Below are 22,274 nucleotides of genomic sequence, written 5' to 3' on the forward strand. Positions count from 1 at the left end.
AGCTTGTCGCCGGTCATCGCGCACGGTACTGCGTCATCCGCTTCGCGCATGCGCAACGCGAAGCGGACCGTTACTAATAATGCGACGATCAGCGACCAAGGCCGCCCATCATCATGTACTTCAACTCCATATACTCATCGAGACCATACTTCGAGCCTTCGCGGCCCAGGCCCGATTCCTTGACGCCGCCGAACGGCGCCACTTCCGTCGAAAGGATGCCTTCGTTGACCGCCACCATGCCGCTTTCCAGGGCTTCGGCCACGCGCCACGCCCGGCCGAGATCGCTGGTGTAGAAGTACGCGGATAAACCGAACGGCGTGTCGTTAGCCGCTGCGATCGCTTCTTGTTCCGTCTTGAAGCGGAAGCAGGCGGCGACAGGGCCGAAGGTTTCTTCGCCAGCAACCAGCATCGACTTCGCCGCGTCGATCAACACCGTCGGCTCGTAAAACGTGCCGCCGAGCGCGTGACGTTTCGCGCCTGTCAGCACCTTGGCACCCTTCTGCAAAGCATCCGCGACATGACTTTCCACTTTCTTCAAGGCGGCTGCATTGATAAGCGGACCTTGTTCGACTTCGCCTTCGAGCGCATTGCCGACCCGCATCTTCTGTACGGCCTTCGTCAGCGCCTGGGTAAAAGCGTCGTAGACGCCGTCCTGCACGTAGAAGCGATTGACGCACACACAGGTCTGCCCAGTGTTGCGAAACTTTGAAGCCATCGCACCTTGCACGGCGGCTTCAATGTCCGCATCGTCGAACACGATGAACGGCGCGTTGCCGCCGAGCTCCAGCGAGAGCTTTTTCAGCGTATCCGCGGATTGCTTCGCGAGCAGCTTGCCCACCCGCGTAGAACCGGTGAACGACAGCTTGCGCACCACCGATGAAGCCGTCAGCGCCCCGCCAATCGCAACGGCATCGCCCGACACGATGTTGAACACGCCAGCGGGAACGCCGGCCTGTTCGGCCAGCACGGCCAACGCGAAAGCGGACAGCGGTGTCTCCTCGGATGGCTTGAGAACCATCGTGCAGCCAGCCGCCAGCGCCGGGCCCGCTTTCCGCGTAATCATTGCGAGCGGAAAGTTCCACGGCGTAATCGCCGCGACGACGCCCACTGGCTCACGCGTCACGATGATCTTCGCTTTCGGATTCGGGCTCGGAATCACATCGCCGTAAGCGCGCTTCGCTTCTTCGGCGAACCACTCGAAAAAGCTCGCCGCATAACCCACCTCACCGCGCGCTTCAGCAAGCGGTTTGCCCTGTTCACGCGACATCAGTTCAGCGAGCGCATCGCGGTTCTCGAGCATCAACTCGCCCCAACGCTTCACCCGTGCGCCGCGTTCCTTTGCGGTCAACGCACGCCACGCAGGGAATGCACGTTCGGCGGCGGCAATCGCCTGAGCGGTTTCAGCAGCACCGCCTTTGGCCACGTTGGCAATCAGCTCGCCGGTAGCCGGATTCGACACGGCATAGGTCTCGGCGCCTTGATACCATTCGCCGTTGATGTAATGCCCGGTACGGAGAAAATCGCTCATGCTGCTTTTTCCAGAGTTTGGGCGAACGCCGCTTGCGCCGGCCGCGGCTCGCGGGCGATGCGCTTACCTGCCGTGTAATCGTTGATGAGATCGCAAGGCGTGTAGTTGCGTTCGAGTTCGAAGAGTTCGTCGGCGGAGAGCTTCGTGTCGAGTGCGGCGAGCGCGCTGTCGAATTGCGCGGGCGTATCTGCGCCGACCAGCATGCTTGCCACGCCGCCATGATTCAGCACCCACGCCTGGGCGATCTGCGCGGCGGACACGCCACGCGCTGCGGCCACTCGCGCGACGGATGCGGCAATCTCACGCGAGGCCGTATCGCCGTACATTTGCGCGGTAAAGAAGTCGGTCTGATTGCGCGTCGAGTTCGGATCGCTCGTCAGCAGACCACGGGCCAACGGACTAAACACCGAGACACCCACGCCCTGATCGTCGCAATACGGAATCATCTCGCGCTCTTCCTCGCGATAGGCCAGATTCAGTTGCAACTGCATGTTTATCGGCTTGTGCCAGCCGTTGCGTTCGCATACCTGCATGATCTTGGCGAACTGCCACGTGTACATCGTCGACACGCCGATATAGCGCGCCTTGCCGGCACGCACGATATCATTCAGCGCACCCATCGTTTCTTCGACCGGCGTGTTGACGTCGAAGAAGTGCAGCATGTAGATATCGACGTATTCCATGCCCAGACGCTTCAGCGAGCCGTCGATGCCATCCATGATGTGCTTGCGCGAATGGCCGCCGGCGTTCTGATACGTGCCCATGTCGTAGCCGACCTTGGTCGTAACGACGATCTCTTCGCGTCGCGCGATGCGCTTAAGAATGCGGCCCACGACTTCTTCACCGACACCCGTCGAATAAAAGTCCGCGAGATCGATGAAGTTGACGCCGGCTTCGAGCGCGTGGCGCACGATCGGCTCGCTTTGCGCTTCGTCGAAAATCCAGGGCTTCCAGTCGGGTGTGCCCATGTTCATCGTGCCGAGGCATAGGCGCGACACTTTCAGGCCCGATTGGCCGAGGCGAATGTATTCCATTTTGTTTGTCTCCTGATGGCGGCGGCGCTCGTGTGGCGCGAGCAGCGGCGCGCCAGTTAGCGTTTTTAGCGTTGCTTCGGCGTATAGAACGGGTTCGACACTTCGCGCGCGGCGGCAAATACTTCGTCGCGATGCGGCAGACCCTTCATTGCAGCGAGGATCGCGTTCTTGCAGGCGCGGTAGTTGTTCTCGAACACGGCGTCGAGATCGTCGGTCTTCGGGTTGACCCAGTTCGCCGACACGACAACCCAATCGTTTTCGGCTTCCGGCGGCAGCGTGCCGTTCTCGAGCGATTCAGCCACGGCCTTGGCGATACCCGCTTGCGAAGCACCCCAGGTGGCGTTGCCATGGAAGTCGCCGTCGATCTGCGCCTTGTTCACATACAACGTGAGCGGCTTGGTCGGGATACCCGGACGGGCAATGACGACGAACGGCGCGTGACCCGCAGACGGCGTCGACAGCGCGGTGGCGAACGCCTGGCCTGCCGGGCCATTACGCGGGCCGACCAAAACGTTGATGTGCGCGAGATTCACGCCCGGGCCTTCGAAGCCCTCGCCGATAAAAAGTTGCTTTTCTGTCGTTACGCTCATGTCTGTTCCCATCAAGGGTTAGGTGGATGAGCGGATTGTGCTATTCGAGATGAGCGACCATGAATCGATGTTTTTTGATCTGGGGTATGAGACGCGCTCAACTCCGGGTATACCTGTCCGCTGGCCAGACGTGAGCCGACGTGTATCGCCCGTTATGCTGCTAGACAGACTGCAATTTACGCGCGGTCTCGTGGCGCGTCGTCAAGGTCCCGACATTCTTCCCCATTCCTTAAGGTGAGGGTTTTCGGGACCTGCACAGCAAACCGCAAAAAGACCGCTTGAGGTGACGGCCAACCTCATTGCGCATGCACCGAACGTTTTGGATGTGGGAGTAGTTCGAAACGAAGTGAGGAGAGCAAAAGAGCGCATCGGACATCACTCATTCACCGCAGAAAGTGCGATGGACAAATCGCGCAAAGCCTTGTCAGACAAGGTGTTCCGACTTCACAACGACGGCGTCGACGCAAACGTCAACTCGATCGAGGCTTGCGCAATCGCACCGCGAGCATCAGACAAAAACGGCTCGCAAAAGCCCACGGCAGCGAAACGCAAAATGCAGTCATCCGCGGAATCAGTGGCTGCGACCAAACGCAAAGGTGAGAGTTTTCGGGACCACCGCGGCGGTGCGAAAAATTCTCACCGCCGCATCACTTCACTCGGAGATCAGGAAGCGTTCGCGATTCTTACCCGCCAGCCAGGCCGGCGAACGCCCACGGCCACTCCAGGTTTCGCCCGTCTTCGGATTGCGGTACTTCGGTGGTAAAGGTGCCTTTTTCGGCGTTGAACGTTTGCTCGAAAAGCCAAGTTCCACTGCGGTAATGCCGTATTCCACAATCTTCTGCTTGATATCAGCAATCGCCTGCTCAATTTCTTTTTCGCGAGCAACCGCGACTTCCTTATGAAGTTTTTCGAGCTGCGCAGTCAATTGTTTGTAAGTGGCCATGAAGAATCGCCTCCAGTCGGTTGGATAACTGCAGTGTGACCCTATCAGACCTAAAAAGTGCCGGGTAGCATCACCTGTCCGTTTGCGGATTAGATGCGTGTGAAACGCATCCTGAGTCAGCAACGCGGCAATCGCCCGAGCGCCATCCGGCATGAATGATACGTAACGTTAAGTCATCGTCGGCAACAACGTTACCGCACATCGGCTGACGCGAGCGCTAATCCTTCTCGCGCCTCGAGCGCGCTCAGTGCCACATGGAGCCGTCTGACGCGGCTCGCCAGCGACGGCACCAATGCCGCGTCCGATACCGACTTGCGCCGGTTGCGCCAATACGATAGCGGAATACGGTCAGCGGCGGAAATCCGCGTAATCACGTGTTCGAGATGCTGAATGTCTTTTTCTAATTGATGGTGATTCATTACGTCTCCCCCGATATTCCCGAGTACTATCCGACCTTAAAGCATGAAGCGTGCCGTCCAGACCTATCGATAAAGCAACGAGGCAATAGATCGTAAGGAAAAGAGGAATAGCTGCGATAACCTCGCTTATGTATTCCTGATTCTTCGGGGGAAAGCATTCATGGATTCGCAAAGCGCTCATGGCATCGCATCCTGAACGCCGCGGTATAGGAAATTAAGCCGAGGTCAATACGATCGCTTTGCGCGCCGCATTTATGAGGCGGAGTGGGTGGCCCGGATCGACGCGCGGCAAAAAGGGACGCTGCGGCCTGGGCGCCGCCCGAGCCCCTTACACCGCGCTTGCCGCTGCAATTCGCCCAGCATCTTCCGGGCGAACCACTCGCTACTGGACGCCCGACTTCGCAGGACACGCGTAAATCAGGCTGTGCGTGCCCTCGTCATTCGACTGACGCACCACGTCGAACTGGCCGCCGCAACTGGCGCGCGCCTGCTGCGTACACGAATCGGAGCCCTCCGGACACTGGACCAGCGTAGTGGGCCGGCCGTCAGGCAGAAACAGCGGCGGACTGCTGCTGCAACCGGCCAGCGCCGCCAGCAAGGCGAACCCGGAAGCCGCGCCAAGCGCCGCACGTTTCACGCGGATTACATGTTCCATTCGAGCAGAAAATGAGTAGCTGCGTTTCATTGAGAACCCCGGTCCCTTTCTAATTCTTTGACCCAGCGATTGTGCCATGCGCACGCTGCACTGCGTCACTTGGGAGCCGTGTCTTCGTCGGCATGGCCATTCGCCGGATCGTCAGGCGCAGCAAGCGTCTTGTAGGGAAGCGGCCCGTGGGCATCCGTGCCGATACGCATGAAAACCTGCTCGACATCGGGAATTGCTTCCAGCTCCTGTTGCAGCGCGTGACGATCGAACGAGCGCGGCGAGCAGCCGTCAACGTAGACAAAGCGACGCTGCACCATGATCCAGATACTCGTGCCGTCGAACGCGTGGGGATCCGTGAAACGCGCGTGAATCGCGTCGGCGATCGGTGCGTCGTACAGGTACGAGTTCGGCTTCGAGCATTTATGCGCAAGCCAGCAGGTCGTCCCGCGCTCGACCCGGTAGTGCGCATCGCTTTCCATCTGCGCGTGCGTCATCAGCGGCCCGAGCGGCACCGGACAATCGGCAAAGCCCTGCGAGAGAGTGAAGAACGGGTCGTTGTACCAGTTCTTGAGGTCGCTCTGCTGCGCATGCAGCGATACGCCAAACAGGAATAGCAATGTAGCGACAGGCCAGGTCTTCATCGCACCTCCCGACTGCTTCGAGATCGCACTAGCGCTCATATTGCGCAATTCCCGCATGTTGCCGGGCCGCGCGCGCGGACACAAGAGAAGTGACGCGTCCTGGTCCTCCATTGAGACGATTCGGTACAATCGGTCGCATCGGTACAAGTAGAACAACCCAGCTTTCGGAGACTCAATGTCCTTTGTCATCGTCCTCGCCGCCCTGGCGTTCCTGATGCTCGCCGCATATCGCGGCTACAGCGTGATTCTCGTCGCGCCAATCGCCGCCCTCGGCGCCGTCCTGCTGACCGATCCATCGGCGGTCGCGCCAGTGTTTTCCGGCATCTTCATGGACAAGATGGTCGGCTTCGTGAAGCTGTACTTTCCGGTATTCATGCTCGGCGCCGTGTTCGGCAAAGTCATCGAACTGTCGGGCTTCTCCGAGTCGATCGTCGCCGCCGCGATCCGCTATATCGGCCGCTCGCGCGCCAATGCGGTGATCGTCGCGGTCTGCGCGCTGCTCACCTACGGCGGCGTCTCGCTGTTTGTCGTCGTGTTCGCGGTGTATCCGTTCGCGGCCGAACTCTATCGCCAGAGCAATATTCCGAAGCGCCTGATGCCGGGGGCGATCGCACTGGGCGCATTCTCCTTCACGATGGATTCGCTGCCGGGCACTCCGCAAATCCAGAACATCATCCCGACCACCTTCTTCAAGACGACCTCGTGGGCCGCCCCGGTGCTCGGCACGATCGGCTCGGTGTTCATCATCGTCGTCGGGCTGACCTATCTGGAATGGCGCCGGCGTGCTGCGATGGCGAAGGGTGAGGGCTATGGCACGTCGCTCGTCAATGAGCCGGAACGCGTCGAATCGAAACAACTGCCGAATCCGCTGCTGGCCGTGGCGCCGCTCGTGCTGGTAGGTGTGGCGAACTTCGCGCTCACCAAGCTGATCCCGGACTGGTACGGCGCCTCATATACGATTGCGCCGGAAGTGCTGCCCGGCATTCATGCGCCTGTCACGACATCGATCAAGGCCGTCGTCGGGATCTGGGCTGTGGAAGGCGCGCTGCTGCTCGGCATCGTGATGGTCATGCTGACCGCGTTTCCCCGCATGCGCGAGCGCTTCGCCTCCGGCACCAAGGCAGCCGTCGCGGGCGCGCTGCTGGCCTCGCTCAATACGGCGTCGGAATATGGCTTTGGCGGTGTGATCGCGGCGTTGCCCGGCTTTCTGGTCGTAAGCGATTTGCTCAAGAGCATTCCGAACCCGCTCGTCAATGCCGCCGTGTCGGTCAGCTCGCTCGCGGGGATTACCGGTTCGGCATCGGGCGGTATGAGCATCGCGCTCGCCGCCATGTCGGATACCTTCATCAGCGCGGCGAACGCGGCGCATATTCCGATGGAAGTGCTGCACCGGGTGGTGGCGATGGCGAGCGGCGGGATGGATACGCTGCCGCACAACGGCGCGGTGATCACGCTGCTGGCCGTGACGGGATTGACGCATCGCGAGTCGTACCGCGAGATTTTCGCGGTGACGATCATCAAGACCCTGGCTGTGTTCTTTGTGATCGCGGTGTACTACACCACGGGGCTGGTTTGAGTAGTCTCAGGCGATCCTCATTCGCCAATCTTCATACGTCATAGATCGCCTCCAGATAAGCCGCCTCCATCTTCAACCTCGACATATGCCACGCCCAGCGCTCCGCACCCTCACGGATGTCGAGCAAGGCTGCGGCGTGATGAGCACGACCGTTCATGCAAGGTTCCGGCACGTCGCCTTCCTCCAGCAGACGAAAGGTCTTGCCGTACGCTGGTGGAAAACGGCGCTCAATCGTGAGTTTCTGCCGCGAGGTCATCACGAGAATAAAAGTCGCCGCATCGATCATCCACGGGGTGACGGCGTGAGCACGGTGATGTCGAATATCGAGGCCCTCGGAGTCCATCAAATCCACGGCCTCGCCGTTCGGCGACGCTCCCTCCACGACAAACAACCCTCCGGACAGCACCTGCGTACCCGGTAGCGCGCGGGTAAGCAGCCCCTGCGCCATCGGGCCACAGCAGACATTGGCTGTGCAGATCACAAGAATGGTATTCATCAGGCCAGTCAAACTCCAGAAGGACGATTAGCTTGCTGAAGATGTCGATGCGGCTGCGCCGTCCTGCGTTCAGGTACTGCTTCCGGTTCCACCCGTCGGCGTCGTACCGCCGCTAGCGCCTTTACCCACCGCTGCACCTGCCGCCGTCACCGACGCCACCAGGGTGGCGGACGGAGATCCGTCGCTATTGATTGCGCCTGCAGCCTGCAAAGCATCGAGCTCCGAGTCGATACCCGGCTGACCCGGTGTGAACGACGCCGTCAAAAACGATGTAGTCGAGAGCGAAATGCCATACGTTTGCTCCAGTATCTGCACAACCGCAGTTTCCGCGCTTGCGATCAAAGCGCTGTTGGTCAACGCACCCTGAAACGATGAATTGCTCGCACGCCACGATCGTACTGGTTAGGAAAGCTACAGACCCGAATTGCAGCGTGCGCCGCATTGAAGCGTTAAGAAGTTTCATTCATTCTCTCCAAGAAGAGGTAATGCACAATTGACAGAACCAGGTTCTTGGTCCGCTGTTTCGTGTGGGGGATCATCAGCCATGCCGGCAGCGCACCGTAAGCGCACTGTCTTTGGCACGCTCGCAGCCGAGCTTGGCCCACCGGGTTCGTGTGCCCCTTCGGCGGGTCGCGCGTAACGCAGATAGGCGTCACGCATGCGGTAAAGCTGTGTCGAGAAGTACTCGCCGCTAAAGCGGCCTTGATTCAACAGATACTGTTGCGCGCCATAAGCGAACGTGACGTTCTCAGCCGCATTGCCTGGCAGATAATTGGTGGAACCTGCACGCGTGCGGAAGTCGAGCCCAAAGCTCTCGTCGCCATACAACTGCGTGATGCCAGGTTTCATGCCTTGACGCGGAGTCAGCGGGAAACTCACGGTGGCGCCGACAAAGCTGCCAAGGCCGCTATGCTCTGCGTGGACACTGAACGACGGCAAAGCCTTTGCAAAACATGGCTTTACCTTGCGAGCTCAACATGGCATCGAGTGCACATAAAGCTCAGGGATAGGCTGTTATGGCCGTGTTGTTACGCCGGCCACGTTACGGTGTTACGGCCGGGCGGCGCGAACACGTACGCGCGGCGCCAGCCGTTGGTAGGCCGCTGGATCGCGCAGAAATATCTCGGGAGAATCAGCCGCAGCCGCGCTGCCGCTTGCACAGAAGCTCCACGGCGCGCTGCAATTCACCTGAGCGGCGCCACGCGATGTACTTCGCGTAGCAGGTCTGTTGCGGCGGAAAGTTCGCCGGCAACCGATGCCATTTTTCTCCGGTTTGTTGAATCCAGAGAATGGCATTCAAAATATCGCGCGCAGCGCGGCGCGGTCTCCCACGTGGCGACGGGGATTCACGAAATAGATGCTCGACATGCATCCAGTCGTCATCGGACAAAGGAATTTCAATCACGGAATTCTACGAATGGATAGGGGATCACGTAGACTGACCTTTCCTATAGATATCGCAGCCAGATTTCTAAAGCCAGTAAAAATCGAATATCGACCCGCGTGCTGGGGTCAAGAAGCTTTCTTTGCTTACGAGATCTCGCCACGCTCGAAGGCGAGCCAGATAGTGAAACGTTTTCGTGTTGGCTTCCTCGCGCAGGTGCATTGGGACAGACTCCGACCTCGCCTGATTTAATCCTTCGCACTACATATTTTTTTCAATGGCATGAACTCACGCGCGCCGTGTATCTTTGACTTTAGCAAGCGAACCGTCGTGTCGCCCTCTCTGCGCGAAAGCGGTATTCGACTTCGAATCGCGGCTCGTCGGAAAGCCCACTGCCAGACGAACCGTCGTGATGGTGCGCAGGTAATCCGGCGAACCGGTTCGATTCGTTAACTCACAGCCTTCAAATGGGGGATGGGTATTTTTTACCGACAAATGTCACAAAGAAGTAAATTATACGAATCTTTTAGGGAATGGACCAGGAGGAGTTGCATTGCAGCGACGCAGCGCGCAATGCTAAGACGCGCCGGCCCACGATAACCGCTCGCGGGCCAGGCTGAGGAACTCATTTACATAACGAAAACGCTTCACGGGCGGCAATGTCGCCATTGCCGTAAATTCCCACCACCGTGCAGTCCGCCGCCACGCATTCATACGTGCTGTCCTGGAACGTCAGGACGTAGTGCCGATAGCCTTCTTGCGCAGCCGCCGGTCCCCACGAATCGGCCACCAGAGACGAGTTCACGATTTCATGCGCGCAATAGCCGCGTAGGCCCTGCGCGGACAACGGATGAGCGTACAGCCCTTCGTCGTTGGGTGGCCCGAACTGATGAAACGCCGCCGCCGAAAACTCCACCGCGCAGAACGGATCGTCATCTTCATCGAACGGACCGAAGCGCTCGAAATCCGTCGCGGCAATCCGATAGGCAATCACCACACGTCGTTCATTTGCGACGACAAACGGTTCCGGGGTATCGGCGGCGGGGCTAGGCACGTCGTCCAGCAGGACGACCTGGTCCTGCTGGTAAGAATCGAGGGGCTGGTCATCGGCTTCGCTTTACTCCTGTACGCAGTCGCTTGTGAATGGGTCGCACTATGCCACGGGCGCCCCGGCGACGGCTACCGTCACATCCGCCTCGCGTCTGCTGCACGCCGGCCGCATGGGCATTTCACGCCAGTTTCAACCAATCCGCAACCCGCCATGGCGGCTGCACAGCCTTGCCTCCCCTTCTCTCGAAATTGATTGACTTCCCAAAATTACCCCGTACAATGAGTTTTTGTTGCACTGCAACAAACCACTTTCAGCCCTTGCGGCGCGCGGATTTTGTTCACTTAGAGCCGTCTCGCACTCGCCGCCTTACCCTTTGGAGCAGTGATGAGCACGCTTACCCCCCAACAATTGATCGCCGCACAGCAAGCCAGCCTGCAATCGTTTTTCGGCTTCACGAACCTGGCGTTCGCAAGCTTCGAGAAGCTGGTCGCACTGAATCTGCAAGTCGGCAAAGCATCGCTCGCCGAAACGCAGGAAATCGCAGCCAAGGCTCTCTCGGTGAAAGATCCGAGCGAACTGGTCGCGCTGTCGGCCAGCCTGTCGCAACCGGCATCGGAAAAGGCAGCTGCATACGGCCGCCATGTGCATGAAATCCTGTCGAGCGCCCAAGCCGAATTCTCGAGCGCCGCTACTGCACAGTTTCAGAAAGCCCAGAAAGACGCACAAGGCTTTATCGAAAGCCTGGCAAAGAATGCACCGGCCGGCAGCGAAGGCGCGGTAGCAGCATGGAACTCGGCATTTTCGGCTGCCAACGCTACGTACGAATCGGCTAGCAAGGCTGCCAAGCAATTCGTGGCAACCGTTTCGGCCGGCGCATAAAGCAAAGCGTCAGACGCAAACGAAATGTTTCGGTCGCTGCCCACGGGCGGCGAACCGTTGCAAAAAGCGAACTTCGGTTCGCTTTTTTTATTGTGCGAGCGTGCTGGAGCGGTTGGCGTGAGATTGACGATGAAGTCGCGGCAGCCCGCTCATGCCGGCGCAAAGATCACGGCCTGCCGGTCCTCGATATAGCGGTGCGTCCGCGTGAAGCGATAGACCTGGCCATCAGCGGTGATCCGGTTCAATCCCGGTTCGGTCAAAGCAAGCATCTCATCCGCGAGGTGGGCCGCGACCGCGTCGCTGCTCGATAACGCATCCAGCGAGTTGGCCGGGTCGCCGATGTACACCGAGCGATGACCCTCGCCATAGCGCATCACGACCACGGATTGACCGGCATCGAGCGCCAGTTCGAGGTAGTTGGCAAGCTCCCGCAACGACGCGGGTGTGCTTGTTCGCATCGTGTAGGCTGAACCGGTTGCTGTTGTCATCGCACCGTTCCCCCGTCAAATGTGCGAGTCAGGAAACGGCAGACCCGTTTCTTCTGTCGACCCGGCACACTTCTACTATAAGCAATCGGAGCGCAACGGCAGCGCTCTTTTTGAAGCGGGCGACAAACTAAACTGTGCGCGACTCAGAAGCGCAGGCCGTTCAGGAATTGAAACCACAGCCCGCCGAGCGTACTCCCGCTCGTGGCCGTGGCACTGTCACTCCGTGCCGAGGCGTGGTCCGCAGCCTGGGCCGACTTGTCGTTATTAGTCACCGGTCCGGGGGACACGCTTTTTTGCTGACGTGACGCATGCAGCGCCAGCACGCTGTCGGCAATCTGGCCAGCGCGGCTGGCCTCGCACTGCTGCCCGAGCAGCACACCGAACACCACATCGCGGTTGTAGCCTTCGTCCGCAAAGCGCATCGCGAGCGCCAACAACTTCGCGTACGCCGCCTGTTCGGCTGCGCGAGCCGCTTCTTCCCGCTCGGCGCGTTCCCGCTCCATGCGCTGGACGCGGGCTTCCCATGAACGCATCTTCTGGGCGAAGACGTCGTCGTAGATTTTGCGTTGCGCTGGATCGGACAGAATGTTGTACGCGTCCTTGATATCCAGAAACGCCGCGCGTGCTGTCTCTTCGGAACCGGCATTGCGATCCGGATGCCAGCGCATAGCCGCCTTCCGGTAGGCGCGCTTGATCTCGTCTTCAGTCGCGCTCGGCTGAACGCCGAGCTTCTCGTATAGTGTTGCCATTGCTCGCCCAACCCTCCGTCACATCGCGACCCATCGTAGCATGCGCAAAATGCCTTCCGCGTGACATTGCACGGGCCCGTTTTTGGCGAGTTACTTTCGACCTCGCCGGCAAGTCCGGCTATTTCATCATCAATGATCTGAGCGGAGAAACAGCATGACGCAAGGCCCCACCTTCTGGATGATCCCGGACGCGCCGACACCCGTGGCCCCGTTTTCACACGCAGCCGAATCTGATGGATGGGTATTCGTGACGGGACAGATGCCCACTTCACCCACCGACGACGCAGCCCCGCTACCCGAGGGGGTCGTCGCGCAGACACAGCGCGTGATGGACAATCTGAAGATTGTGCTGAAAGGCCTTGGACTGGGACTCGAACACGTGCTGAACGCACGCATTTTCCTGACGGAATTCAAGCGTGACTACGCGGCGATGAACGACGCATACCGGGCGTACTTTCCGCCCGGCGCCCTGCCCGCACGAACCTGTATCGGCGTCACAGGCCTGGCGCGCGATGCACTCGTGGAAATCGACTTCATCGCGCGACGGCCTGGTTAAAGACGGCCGCGGCGCGATAGATCGAACGAAAGCACGAAGGCGTGCCTTAAAACCGGTACGTCACGCCGACCTTCACGATCGGATAGAAACGATAACGGTCTACAGTGTTCTGCAGCGATTGCTTCTCGGCGTCGACGTTCGCCTGACCCGCTTCGGCCACGATATCGGCGGGCACATCGAAGTCCAGATGCGGCTTGCCATAGGCAACGCCCGCGTCGAAGAACATCGAAAAGCCTTTGGTGGCGAGCGGCGAATGGCCGAAGCCGATGCCAAGGTACGGACGCACGGCCGGGTAGGTGGCCTTCGCGTGAATGCTTTGACCCAGCGTCGAATAGGCGACGCCATTGATGGTGTAGGTACCGGACGGGCTGGTTGCGGTCGCATTCACATGATCGTCGCCAATCAGCAAGCCGGCGGTAAGGCGAAACGGCACGACGCTGGGCATCGGGAAGAAGTCGCCATAAAGGCCGGCATGGATGAGCGTCGCCGTTCCGTCGTAGTGCAGGTCGCCTGAGTTGAAGCTATGCGAGAAACTGACACCGTTGACTTCAGCCCGCACGTTGGCGAGTGAGCCGAGCGGGTGACCGTAGCCAATACCGGCGCCTTCGGTGCCGATCTGCCCGTACACTTCATCCGCCATCGCGAGCGGTCCATAGACGGCGGTAAGGCCTGCAAACAGAGCGACAACCAAGCGTTTCATCGTACAAGTTCCTGTGGCGTTTTATTAGACGTGGCGAGAGGACCGAGGCGGGTAGATCTACCCAGGGGACAAGGCCACATGCGTGACGCATACGGCCCGCAAACTCGTTTACGACGCGCGCACAGGAATCTTGAGGTTCAGGTTCGAAGAAGCTTGATGGGTGACACGGGAAGGCGCCGCCTGGCGCTCCCTTCAGCGCAGCGACGCCTCGTCGAGGCCGAAGTGGCTGCGCAGACCTTCATGCAACGCCAGGGCGAGACTGGCCATCTGCTCGCTCCACGGGTCTTGCTTGCGACACAGATCCTGGAGCTCACGACATTGCGTCGCGAACTGCGGTTCGCCCACGATCAGGAAACCGCCCGCGGCACTATGCGCCCAGTCGCGCAGCGCCAGGCGGTTATGGCTCTCGACGATGGCCAACAGCTTGGGCAAATCGGTCTCGAGATGTTCCTTAAGCATGGTGACATAACGCGCTTTGGTCTGCGCGTCGAACTCGGGCGTGGGCTTGAGCGGCACCTGCGGCGCGGCGTCCGAGGCAATCGCCGGTTCGTGGGCTACCGCCGGCTCTACCGCCTCATCTGCGTCCGTACACAACACATCGAGCGCCGCTTCCAGCTCCCCAAGCGACGTGGGCTTGGGAATGTAACCGGTGAAGCCGCGCTCATCCCATTCGTCAGTTTGCTGCGTGTCGGTAACCGCGCTGAACGCGAACACCGGCAACCCGGGATGATCCCGTCGCAGCGCCGCCAGCAGTTCATAACCGTCCATGACCGGCATGTGAATATCGGTCAATACGACGTCAACTTCCGTATGCTCGAGTATCGCGAGCGCCTGGCGGCCATCGCCGGCAAGAATCGGCTCGCATCCCAGCGTCTGCAACTGTTCGACAATCAAGGACTGGTTCAGCGGATTATCCTCGGCGACCAGCACCACCAGACCCAGCAATGCGGGCTGGGGAGCTGCTGAAGGCGCAACGGTCTTCATTGTTTCCCGAGTGGATGCCAGAGCAACGGGTAGAGCGCCGACGCGCCCTGCGCCGTCTTGCGCGCCTGTCGCGGCAAGATCCGCCGCCGCGACAATCGCTGTATGACTGAACTCGCTCACTTCGAGTACTCCCTCGCAGCGCCAAGTTGGACGATCAGGTCCGCCGCGTGTGATCCACACAGCGTTCACTGGCCGCACCGCGCGCAACGTTGCGATTACGTCGAGTTCATACTCGCCGGTCACCACCAGCACCTCGGGCCGGTTAGTCTGTAACCACTCCTGCGCGGAGCGCGCCGAAGTAACACTGCAGCAGAACCATCCGTAAAGCCCGAGCCACTCGCCGATGAGCTGACCCGACACCGTCTCCTGACACAACACCAGCAAGCTGCCGCGACTCGCAGGCAGGGGCTGCGCGACACGCTCTTCGTCGGATGGAACCGCCATGGGAATCGAGATGCTGAAAGCGCTCCCCACCCCCTTCACGCTTTCGACGGAGATATGTCCGCCCATCAATTCACACAGGCTCGCGCAGATCGACAAGCCGAGTCCCGTCCCACCATAGCGGCTGGACGTCGTCGCTTCGCCCTGCACAAACGGGTGAAAAATACGCGACACCATCGGCGGGTCCATGCCGATCCCCGAGTCGCAAACCCGGCAACTGAGAATACGGCGGCCCTGCGTATCGATCAGCACCTCGGCGCCGAGCATGATCTTGCCGGCAGAGGTGAATTTGAAAGCGTTGCTCAACAGGTTGTTGACGATCTGCGCAATGCGGGTCCGGTCACCGCGCAAAGTCTGGATGAGCGTCGGAGAAAGGTGGGAGTAGAAACGAATCGGCCGCCCCGGCGCCATCGGCGCATACGACAGCGCAAGATTTTCGAAGTCGTCGATGGGCCGGAAAGACTCCGTGACCAGCTTCATTTCGCCCGCGTCGATCTTTGAAAAGTCGAGGATATCGTTAACGATGCGGCGCAGCGCATCGGCCGCGACGCCAAGCGTACGCACGCGCTGCTCGTGCGCCTCCAGACCCGGCGTGCGCACGAACAACTCCAGGTTGCCAAGCAATGCGTTCAGCGGTGTGCGAATCTCATGGCTCATCGACGCAAAGAAATTCGACCGCTCGCGCATCGCCGCTTCGGTGGCGCGCTGCGCGGTGCGCAGTTGCGCCTCGAGCGCGTGCTGCGAAGTGATATCGAGGATGGCGCAGAACAGCACGTCTTCACCCGCATAGCGGGCCGGCGCGCAGGTGAACTGCAGAACCTGTGCGCCCGCGCCGTCAATTTCGTCGGGTTGAAGCGGCGCGGCAAACACGACCGTCTGCGCCTCGTCGTCAGCGGGCAACGCGGCCCGGAAGGCCGCGACGATATGCGTGGGCAGCGTATCCGCAGATGGCTCATGCTGGAGCCATTGTGCAGCGAGCGCATTGCCGCTGAGAATCGAATAGTCGCGTTGCCGGACGATGCACAGGCCAATCGGCGTGGCGCTCACGAGAACATGATTAATGGCCTCGTTCTCCAGCGCGCGCGTGGCTTCATCGTAAGCAGTGCGCAGCAGGCGCAGTCCCCAGAAACGCGCGGTCAATGCAATGCCGACCAGCAAGAGCAGCGCGCCGCACGCGATCGCCGCGAATTGCCAGCCGAGGATCGCCGCCAACCCGCTCCAGGGAAGATAGGCGATCACCAGACCGAAGCCGGACAGCAGCGGCTCGCGCAGAATCGCGCCGTGGAGCGTGTAGCGATACGTATCGTTCGCCATCTGCGCGGCGTTCGTCTGCAACATATGCCCGGTTTCCACAGAGACCGGACGTGAGGAAACGACGATGCGCTGATCGTCGGTCAGCAGCATCAGGGTGCCCCTCGGGAAGCGACGCGAGAGATGCTCCACGAGCGCATCGACGGGAATGCTCATGGTCACGAGCATCGTGGGTGTATCGCCCTGGTAGTAGGCGCTGAGCGCGGTCATGACCGGCACGCCCAACTCTGTGTCCACATATGGACCCACCCATACGCGCTGGTCTCTGGCAGGCACGCGCCGGCCGGTCTGCTCCTGCAGCTGTTGCAGGAGCCTGGCGCGGATTCGCGGAACGTCGGACGGCTGCAGCGGCCGCGCGCGGCCACCTTCCCGACCCTCTACCGACGGCGTGATCACCGCATAGTCGTCAGTCAGCCCGATCAGCATCGCGCGATGATTCAGCTCGAAGGCCCGCTGCGTGGAAAGTGTGGACTGGCCCGCTTCATATAGACGCCAGAGCTTGTCGCTGAGCGACGCGCTCCATGCGTCACGCACGGCCTGCGACACGAGCAGATCGAAGTGCGATCCATCCGTGCCTGCATCGCCGCGCGCCACGCCGGTTTGCCGGATCGACGCCTCGACGCCGGCGGGGAGGCTGCGCACATCGCCGGTCTGTTGGTAGTACTGGATAGTCAGTTCGGTGCGCCGCAGAAATGAAACCTCGCCATGCAACAGCAGCGAGATTTCGGCGACGTATTGGGTGATGAGACCGCGGCGATAGTCGAGCTGCTTGCCGGCGGCCAGCACGGCAGCCAGCGCCGCGGAGACCGCCACGATGACCATCAGCGTAAGTACCGCCGCGAGGTAGTGGTAGCGCTGACGCTGTGCGTTCTTTGCCAGCGAAGCAAAAGCTTCGGTGAGCGACGCATGGGTACGGTCGAGGGTCTTCAGCATCGGGTCACGTCGTTCGCGTCATTCGCACAGACGGGCTACCGGCGATAATGTTTGCAAGCAGCCGTGTCTGCGGCCATACCGCACTATCCGGCGCAGTGTAGCGCGTTCGACGCATCCGGCAAACGTCGTGTAGTCGGCATAGCGAAACAAACCGCCGGGCACCGTGGCGCCGGATGCCGTTTAGTCTGATAGATCGGCGTTACTCCCACCTCGACAAAGGGTTCGGCGCGGATCAGCATAAGTCCGTCAGCGCCCTGGTTGTGCGGGGTGGCTGACCCATGTAAAACGGCGTTTTAGCGGCCCGTCCCTCTTCGGACGGGCTATTTTTTGTTGCCGGGCAGATGCCGGTCGCCGCACTTCAACGCACGTCGCGAACGTCGTGCACGCCACACTGCGTTAGAAAGCGTCGTCGGCGCCCAGCAATTCGAGCTGCCGGGGGAGTTTCGATGCCGGCCGCTCGAGCGCGAGCAAAGCCGCTTTGCGTTCAAGTCCGCCAGCATATCCGGTGAGCTCGCCCGCGTTCGATATCACGCGATGGCACGGCACGATGATCGACACCGGATTACGTCCATTCGCGGCTCCCACTGCGCGCGCACTGCCGATCGGTAGCCCGAGCCGCTGCGCGAGCCGCCCATAACTCTCGATCTCGCCAAACGGAACCTTGACGAGTTCGCTCCAGACACTTCGTTGGAATGGCGAACCGGCCATCTGCAGGCGCACGGTGAACTGTTGACGCTCGCCAGCAAAGTATTCGGCGAGTTGCTCCGCGCTTTCCGCTAACACGCGCGGCGGCTTGCCCATAGATACACCAGTGAATGTATCGGCATCGCGACCGGTCACCGTGCCGCTTGCGGTGTCGACGGCGTCCAGCGGGAAGTACTTCTGGCCGACGAAGTACACGCCCGTGAGCGCATCGTCCTCGGCGCGTAGCCACATCGCGCCGAGCGGGCTCTGAATCGTCAAGTAGTGTTTCATGCGGCGTTCACGTAGAAACGGCAATTTGCGAATCCCGACCAACGCACGGGACGCAACGGGCGGCAATAAATACCTGCCGAGGCCACCACCAGAGAGAAGCCGCCGTCAAAGCACGGGGCGGCGCCTGAGGGCGTCGGCTTACCGCAGATTTCACGGTCCCGATTCATAGCATCAATGTAGCGCATTGCCTCGCGTGCCGGTCAACGGCTGCACGGGGTGGATCGTTTACAGCACAGGTGCCCGCCCGCGGGCGGCGGAGCCGCGCGCCGCTCATTCGCGATGCTAAGCCCTAACCCGGCTACGCGTCAGGGCCATGACAATCGGGTGGAACGGTTGCACCGCAGCGGGGCACGAAAAATGCATCCGGCGACACAATGAGTCGCGTTAAACTGGCTGACACGACATCCTCGCATCGCGCATAGCAAAGCGCAGCGCGGGTTTCGGCAGTTTGTGGGATGCTATGGGTTTGACGGTGTGCGGCACATGGTGCACCAGGCTGCCCGTACAATAGCTTGATAAACAACGGAACGAGGACAACTTCGATGCGCACTACCGGGTCTTCCGGGTCAATGGCCCTGCTCACCGAATTCGACGACGCGACGGCGCGCGAACTTCGCTCACTGCGCCTCGAGTCGACAGAAGACGGCAAGGGTATTCTTCTGATCGAAGTGGACGAGCGCAAGCCAGGCATCCACCGCGAAGTGCGTTATGAAATCACGCCGGCGGAACTGATTGCGGCAATTCGCGCGCACGGCGCCGAATTGCCGGGTGAACAACACAATCACCGGACGTAAAACGGAGGTGGCAGCGGTACGGGTGCACGCGAACGCCGTTCACCCACCGCCCAGCCCGCTTGAGAAATTCAGCGTTGAATGACCAGCAACAAACGGCCGTCCGGAGCCTCGGCCCAACCGCGCTCCGCGCCTGCCGTGCCTGACCCGGCAAAGCTTCTCCCGCTTCATCCGCGCCCCACATTACCGGACGCTTGCACGTCTCGGAAATGCGTCCATAATCCTTAAGTTACTTCTTCGCTTCCCGCCGGAAACGGTCGCGGAAGTAAGCCGATGCTACATGACCTCGTGGAGCAGTACGGGCCTGCTCTCGTCTTCGCTAATGTGCTCGCCGCATCGCTAGGGTTGCCCGTGCCCGCGATGCCCTGTCTCGTCCTGTTCGGCGCGATGGCGGCCATGCATCCGGCCACCGTTGGCACGCAGCTCGCGTCGGTGCTGATCCTCGCCATTTTCGCCACGCTGATCGGCGACAGCGCGTGGTACCTCGCCGGCCGCATTTACGGCGGCAACACGTTGAAGACGCTGTGCAAGCTGTCTCTCTCGCGCGACACCTGTGTCAAGAAAACCGAGCGCTTCTTCGGCCGCTGGGGCGTGCGCGTGCTGGCCGTGGCGAAGTTCGTGCCGGGCCTGTCGATCGTCTCCATCCCGATGGCCGGTGCGATGGGCACCACGTATCGCACCTTTCTGACTTACGACAGCATCGGCGCCGCGCTCTGGTCTGGAACGGGTCTCATCATTGGCGCCCTGTTCGCGCAGCAAATCGACATGCTGATGGCGGGCGCCGGCCGCCTGGGCAAGATGGCGGGCGTGGTAATCGCCGCATTGCTGCTGCTTTACGCCACCTACCGGTGGATCCGGCGGCGCCAGCTCATCCGCAAACTGGCTACCGCGCGCATGGAGATAGATGAGCTGGGCAACCTGATCGCATCCGGCCAACCGCCGGTGCTGTTCGACATCCGTTCGCGCGAGAAGCGCAAGCTGGATCCGTTTGTGATCCCGGGCACCCAGTTTGCCGACGAGCGCCAGCTCAACGAGATCATCGCGAAGTATCCGCCGAACCAGAAACTCGTCATCTACTGTTCCTGCCCGAATGAGATTTCGGCGGCGTGGATGGCCAAACAACTCAACGAAGCAGGCTTCGCCGACGTCCTGCCGCTGCGCGGCGGTCTCGACGCGTGGCGCGACGCGGGACGGCAACTCGAGCCACTGGAAGAGGAGCCGATGGAAGAAGTGCATCCCGGCGTAGCGCCGGCGGTGTAGCACGTCCGGTTCTCCAGCAGTTCGTCTGTCGCCTGCGCTGCCTCGCTGTACCCCATGCTGGATCAAACGACAGAAGGAGTGGTTTGATGGTTGAGATTCAAGAAGCCGAAGGACAACAAGCTGTGGTCGCCGACGCGCCGTTCTCTTCGTTGGCGACACGCGAACATCAGATGTTCCCCGAACTGACGTGGGAAGAAATCAAGCGGCTGAGCAAATTCGGCGAGGTGCAGCACTGGGAACCCGGTCAACTGCTGTTCGAAACCGGTCGTGTCGGACCGGGCATGTTTGTCACGCTCACGGGGCGCGTCAAGCTGTTCCAACGCGATGGCCTTGGCCGTGAGCGCCTCGTCTCCGAACGTGGTCCGAAGCAGTTCCTCGCCGAAGTGGGTCAGTTGTCGGGACGCGTCTGCCTCGTCAGCGGCGTGGCATTGGAACCCGTCGATGCCTTGCTGATTCCACCTATCAAACTACGCGCGTTGATCGTCGCGGAAGCAGAGCTTGGCGAGCGCATCATGCGTGCGCTGATCCTGCGGCGCGTCTCGCTGATCGAAAAGGGCGCTGGCGGCCCGATCCTGATCGGCAAGAGCAACGACTCGCGGCTCGTCTCGCTGCAGGGCTTCTTGTCGCGCAACGGTCATCCGCATTCGGTACTCGACGAACGTGATGAGGAGGCGCTCGGCCTGATCGAGCAGTTCGGTGCAAAGCCTGAAGACCTGCCACTGGTGATCTGCCCGGACGGTACCGTGCTGCGTCATCCGAGCGATCCTCACCTTGCAACCTGCCTCGGCATGCTGCCTGAACTCGACGCTTCGCTGATCTACGACGTTGCCATCGTCGGCGCAGGGCCGGCAGGACTCGCCACGGCCGTTTATGCGGCTTCGGAAGGCCTCTCGGTGATCGTGCTAGACAGCCGCGCGCCGGGCGGTCAGGCGGGCGCCAGTTCGCGCATCGAAAACTATCTCGGCTTTCCGACCGGCATCAGTGGCCAGGCGCTGGCCGGACGCGCGTTTGTGCAGGCGCAGAAGTTCGGCGCGCACGTCGCCATTCCGGTCAGGGTCAAAGCCCTGCATTGCGAGGAGTCGCCGCACCGGCTCGAGCTCAAGTGCGGTGGCAGCGTGAAGGCGCGCACCATCGTGATTGCCAGCGGCGCGGTGTACCGTCGGCCGGCTATCGAAGGTCTCGAGCGTTTTGACGGCAAGGGCGTCTACTACTGGGCGTCGCCGGTTGAAGCCAAGCTGTGCAAGCGCGAGGAAATCGTGCTGGTGGGAGGCGGCAATTCGGCTGGGCAGGCCATCGTCTATCTCGCCACGCATGCGGCGAAGGTGCACGTGTTGATTCGGCGCAGTGGTTTCGAAGCGACCATGTCGCGCTATCTGATCGACCGGATCCGCTCGCTGCCGAATGTGTTTGTGCATCCTCACACAGAGATTGGTCAGCTCGAAGCTGATGAGGCCGGCCTCGCATCGGTGGTGCTGAAGGAGCCGTTACCAGACGGCACGGATCGGTTCGACACACGTCATCTGTTCCTCTTCACCGGCGCGGATCCCAACACCGAATGGCTGCAAACCTGCGGCGTGCAGCTCGATCCCAAGGGCTTCGTGCTGACCGGTGAAAGAGGCCTGAACTCCACCTGCGATCTCGGCACCACGGTGGACGGCGTATTCGCGATCGGCGATGCACGCGCCGGCTCGACCAAACGCGTGGCAGCAGCAGTCGGTGAAGGGGCGGCTGTAGTGTCGCAGATCCATCAGATGCTGGCGGTGAGCGCAGAGGAGGCGGTGGCACTGGGAGCATGACGCACGACGCTTTCGCGCTAAAGTAGCGGCTATCCGGCTGGGCGACGCATCTTCGGTCAGCCTCACGCCGCTACTACGCCAGCGCGCCACTGCGCGGGCTCCA

General features: G+C 60.9%; 24 protein-coding genes. 6 read left to right on the forward strand and 18 right to left on the reverse strand.

The genetic code is table 11. From position 1 onward, the window contains the following. Positions 1 to 88: 88 nt before the first annotated feature. The 7 genes from BUS06_RS22710 to BUS06_RS22740 form a co-directional block, all read right to left on the reverse strand. Positions 89 to 1,528 (reverse strand): NAD-dependent succinate-semialdehyde dehydrogenase, encoded by a 1,440-nt coding sequence (locus BUS06_RS22710; RefSeq protein WP_074266682.1) that lies wholly within the window; start codon positions 1,526 to 1,528, stop codon positions 89 to 91. Continuing rightward, positions 1,525 to 2,562: an aldo/keto reductase gene (locus BUS06_RS22715; protein ID WP_074266683.1), complete on the reverse strand. Its 1,038-nt coding sequence runs from the start codon at positions 2,560 to 2,562 to the stop codon at positions 1,525 to 1,527. The genes BUS06_RS22710 and BUS06_RS22715 overlap by 4 nt, the downstream gene beginning before the upstream one ends. A 65-nt stretch (positions 2,563 to 2,627) precedes the next feature. Then, a complete protein-coding gene (gene fae, locus BUS06_RS22720; protein WP_074266684.1) occupies positions 2,628 to 3,152 on the reverse strand; it encodes a formaldehyde-activating enzyme in 525 nt (174 codons plus the stop codon). 652 nt (positions 3,153 to 3,804) lie between these two features. Beyond that, positions 3,805 to 4,095 (reverse strand): H-NS histone family protein, encoded by a 291-nt coding sequence (locus BUS06_RS22725; RefSeq protein WP_074266685.1) that lies wholly within the window; start codon positions 4,093 to 4,095, stop codon positions 3,805 to 3,807. A 191-nt stretch (positions 4,096 to 4,286) separates the two neighbouring features. Beyond that, the gene (locus tag BUS06_RS22730) at positions 4,287 to 4,514 is read right to left on the reverse strand and encodes a hypothetical protein (protein ID WP_074266686.1); all 228 of its coding nucleotides are present in this window, start codon (positions 4,512 to 4,514) and stop codon (positions 4,287 to 4,289) included. A gap of 382 nt (positions 4,515 to 4,896) precedes the next feature. Next, complete coding sequence (locus tag BUS06_RS22735) at positions 4,897 to 5,199, reverse strand: hypothetical protein (RefSeq protein ID WP_074266687.1); 303 nt, start codon at positions 5,197 to 5,199, stop codon at positions 4,897 to 4,899. A 65-nt stretch (positions 5,200 to 5,264) separates the two neighbouring features. Beyond that, positions 5,265 to 5,801: a BON domain-containing protein gene (locus BUS06_RS22740; protein WP_074269242.1), complete on the reverse strand. Its 537-nt coding sequence runs from the start codon at positions 5,799 to 5,801 to the stop codon at positions 5,265 to 5,267. A gap of 175 nt (positions 5,802 to 5,976) precedes the next feature. Between BUS06_RS22740 and BUS06_RS22745 the strand changes: the two genes are divergently transcribed. Next, positions 5,977 to 7,377, forward strand: a complete 1,401-nt coding sequence (locus BUS06_RS22745; protein ID WP_074266688.1) for a GntP family permease — start codon at positions 5,977 to 5,979, stop codon at positions 7,375 to 7,377. A 31-nt stretch (positions 7,378 to 7,408) separates the two neighbouring features. On the opposite strand, the gene BUS06_RS22750 is transcribed toward BUS06_RS22745, so the two are convergent. The 5 genes from BUS06_RS22750 to BUS06_RS22770 all read right to left on the reverse strand — a co-directional run bounded on the left by BUS06_RS22750 (position 7,409) and on the right by BUS06_RS22770 (position 10,311). Then, a complete protein-coding gene (locus tag BUS06_RS22750) occupies positions 7,409 to 7,873 on the reverse strand; it encodes an arsenate reductase/protein-tyrosine-phosphatase family protein (RefSeq protein ID WP_074266689.1) in 465 nt (154 codons plus the stop codon). Positions 7,874 to 7,942: 69 nt separating this feature from the next. Next, on the reverse strand, positions 7,943 to 8,230 hold the full coding sequence (locus BUS06_RS22755) for a hypothetical protein (RefSeq protein ID WP_074266690.1): 288 nt from the start codon (positions 8,228 to 8,230) through the stop codon (positions 7,943 to 7,945). A 102-nt stretch (positions 8,231 to 8,332) separates the two neighbouring features. After that, positions 8,333 to 8,722 carry a hypothetical protein gene (locus tag BUS06_RS38290; protein WP_254368936.1) on the reverse strand — a complete coding sequence of 130 codons (390 nt, stop codon included), beginning with the start codon at positions 8,720 to 8,722 and terminating at the stop codon, positions 8,333 to 8,335. 283 nt (positions 8,723 to 9,005) lie between these two features. Further along, the gene (locus BUS06_RS22765; protein WP_074266691.1) at positions 9,006 to 9,278 is read right to left on the reverse strand and encodes a transposase; all 273 of its coding nucleotides are present in this window, start codon (positions 9,276 to 9,278) and stop codon (positions 9,006 to 9,008) included. A gap of 604 nt (positions 9,279 to 9,882) precedes the next feature. Continuing rightward, positions 9,883 to 10,311: a hypothetical protein gene (locus tag BUS06_RS22770; protein ID WP_254368937.1), complete on the reverse strand. Its 429-nt coding sequence runs from the start codon at positions 10,309 to 10,311 to the stop codon at positions 9,883 to 9,885. A 381-nt stretch (positions 10,312 to 10,692) separates the two neighbouring features. Between BUS06_RS22770 and phaP the strand changes: the two genes are divergently transcribed. Next, positions 10,693 to 11,187, forward strand: coding sequence for a TIGR01841 family phasin (gene phaP, locus BUS06_RS22775; RefSeq protein ID WP_074266693.1), 495 nt, complete (start codon positions 10,693 to 10,695; stop codon positions 11,185 to 11,187). Positions 11,188 to 11,336: 149 nt separating this feature from the next. Here phaP and BUS06_RS22780 read toward each other — a convergent pair whose 3' ends face one another. Together BUS06_RS22780 and BUS06_RS22785 are read right to left on the reverse strand one after the other, a co-directional pair. After that, positions 11,337 to 11,675, reverse strand: a complete 339-nt coding sequence (locus BUS06_RS22780) for a hypothetical protein (RefSeq protein WP_074266694.1) — start codon at positions 11,673 to 11,675, stop codon at positions 11,337 to 11,339. A 143-nt stretch (positions 11,676 to 11,818) separates the two neighbouring features. Next, positions 11,819 to 12,424 (reverse strand): J domain-containing protein, encoded by a 606-nt coding sequence (locus BUS06_RS22785; RefSeq protein WP_074266695.1) that lies wholly within the window; start codon positions 12,422 to 12,424, stop codon positions 11,819 to 11,821. A gap of 154 nt (positions 12,425 to 12,578) precedes the next feature. Between BUS06_RS22785 and BUS06_RS22790 the strand changes: the two genes are divergently transcribed. After that, a complete protein-coding gene (locus tag BUS06_RS22790) occupies positions 12,579 to 12,980 on the forward strand; it encodes a RidA family protein (protein WP_074266696.1) in 402 nt (133 codons plus the stop codon). 46 nt (positions 12,981 to 13,026) lie between these two features. On the opposite strand, the gene BUS06_RS22795 is transcribed toward BUS06_RS22790, so the two are convergent. The 4 genes from BUS06_RS22795 to BUS06_RS38690 form a co-directional block, all read right to left on the reverse strand. Then, positions 13,027 to 13,680, reverse strand: a complete 654-nt coding sequence (locus tag BUS06_RS22795) for a hypothetical protein (RefSeq protein ID WP_074266697.1) — start codon at positions 13,678 to 13,680, stop codon at positions 13,027 to 13,029. 192 nt (positions 13,681 to 13,872) lie between these two features. Continuing rightward, the gene (locus tag BUS06_RS22800; protein WP_074266698.1) at positions 13,873 to 17,349 is read right to left on the reverse strand and encodes a hybrid sensor histidine kinase/response regulator; all 3,477 of its coding nucleotides are present in this window, start codon (positions 17,347 to 17,349) and stop codon (positions 13,873 to 13,875) included. Positions 17,350 to 17,745: 396 nt separating this feature from the next. Continuing rightward, a complete protein-coding gene (locus BUS06_RS22805; RefSeq protein WP_074266699.1) occupies positions 17,746 to 18,324 on the reverse strand; it encodes a methylated-DNA--[protein]-cysteine S-methyltransferase in 579 nt (192 codons plus the stop codon). Further along, entirely contained in the window at positions 18,321 to 18,509 is a 189-nt protein-coding gene (locus BUS06_RS38690; protein WP_074266700.1) for an Ada metal-binding domain-containing protein, read from the reverse strand. The genes BUS06_RS22805 and BUS06_RS38690 overlap by 4 nt, the downstream gene beginning before the upstream one ends. A gap of 357 nt (positions 18,510 to 18,866) precedes the next feature. On the opposite strand from BUS06_RS38690, the gene BUS06_RS22815 reads away from it, so the two are divergent. From BUS06_RS22815 to BUS06_RS22825, 3 genes are all read left to right on the forward strand, one after another. Further along, on the forward strand, positions 18,867 to 19,118 hold the full coding sequence (locus tag BUS06_RS22815; RefSeq protein WP_074266701.1) for a hypothetical protein: 252 nt from the start codon (positions 18,867 to 18,869) through the stop codon (positions 19,116 to 19,118). 270 nt (positions 19,119 to 19,388) lie between these two features. Next, positions 19,389 to 20,375 (forward strand): DedA family protein/thiosulfate sulfurtransferase GlpE, encoded by a 987-nt coding sequence (locus tag BUS06_RS22820; RefSeq protein ID WP_074266702.1) that lies wholly within the window; start codon positions 19,389 to 19,391, stop codon positions 20,373 to 20,375. 86 nt (positions 20,376 to 20,461) lie between these two features. Further along, positions 20,462 to 22,171 (forward strand): FAD-dependent oxidoreductase, encoded by a 1,710-nt coding sequence (locus BUS06_RS22825; protein ID WP_074266703.1) that lies wholly within the window; start codon positions 20,462 to 20,464, stop codon positions 22,169 to 22,171. Positions 22,172 to 22,274: the final 103 nt, after the last annotated feature.

The sequence above is a fragment of the Paraburkholderia phenazinium genome, from assembly GCF_900141745.1.
In the GTDB taxonomy this organism is placed as follows: Bacteria; Pseudomonadota; Gammaproteobacteria; order Burkholderiales; family Burkholderiaceae; genus Paraburkholderia; species Paraburkholderia phenazinium_B.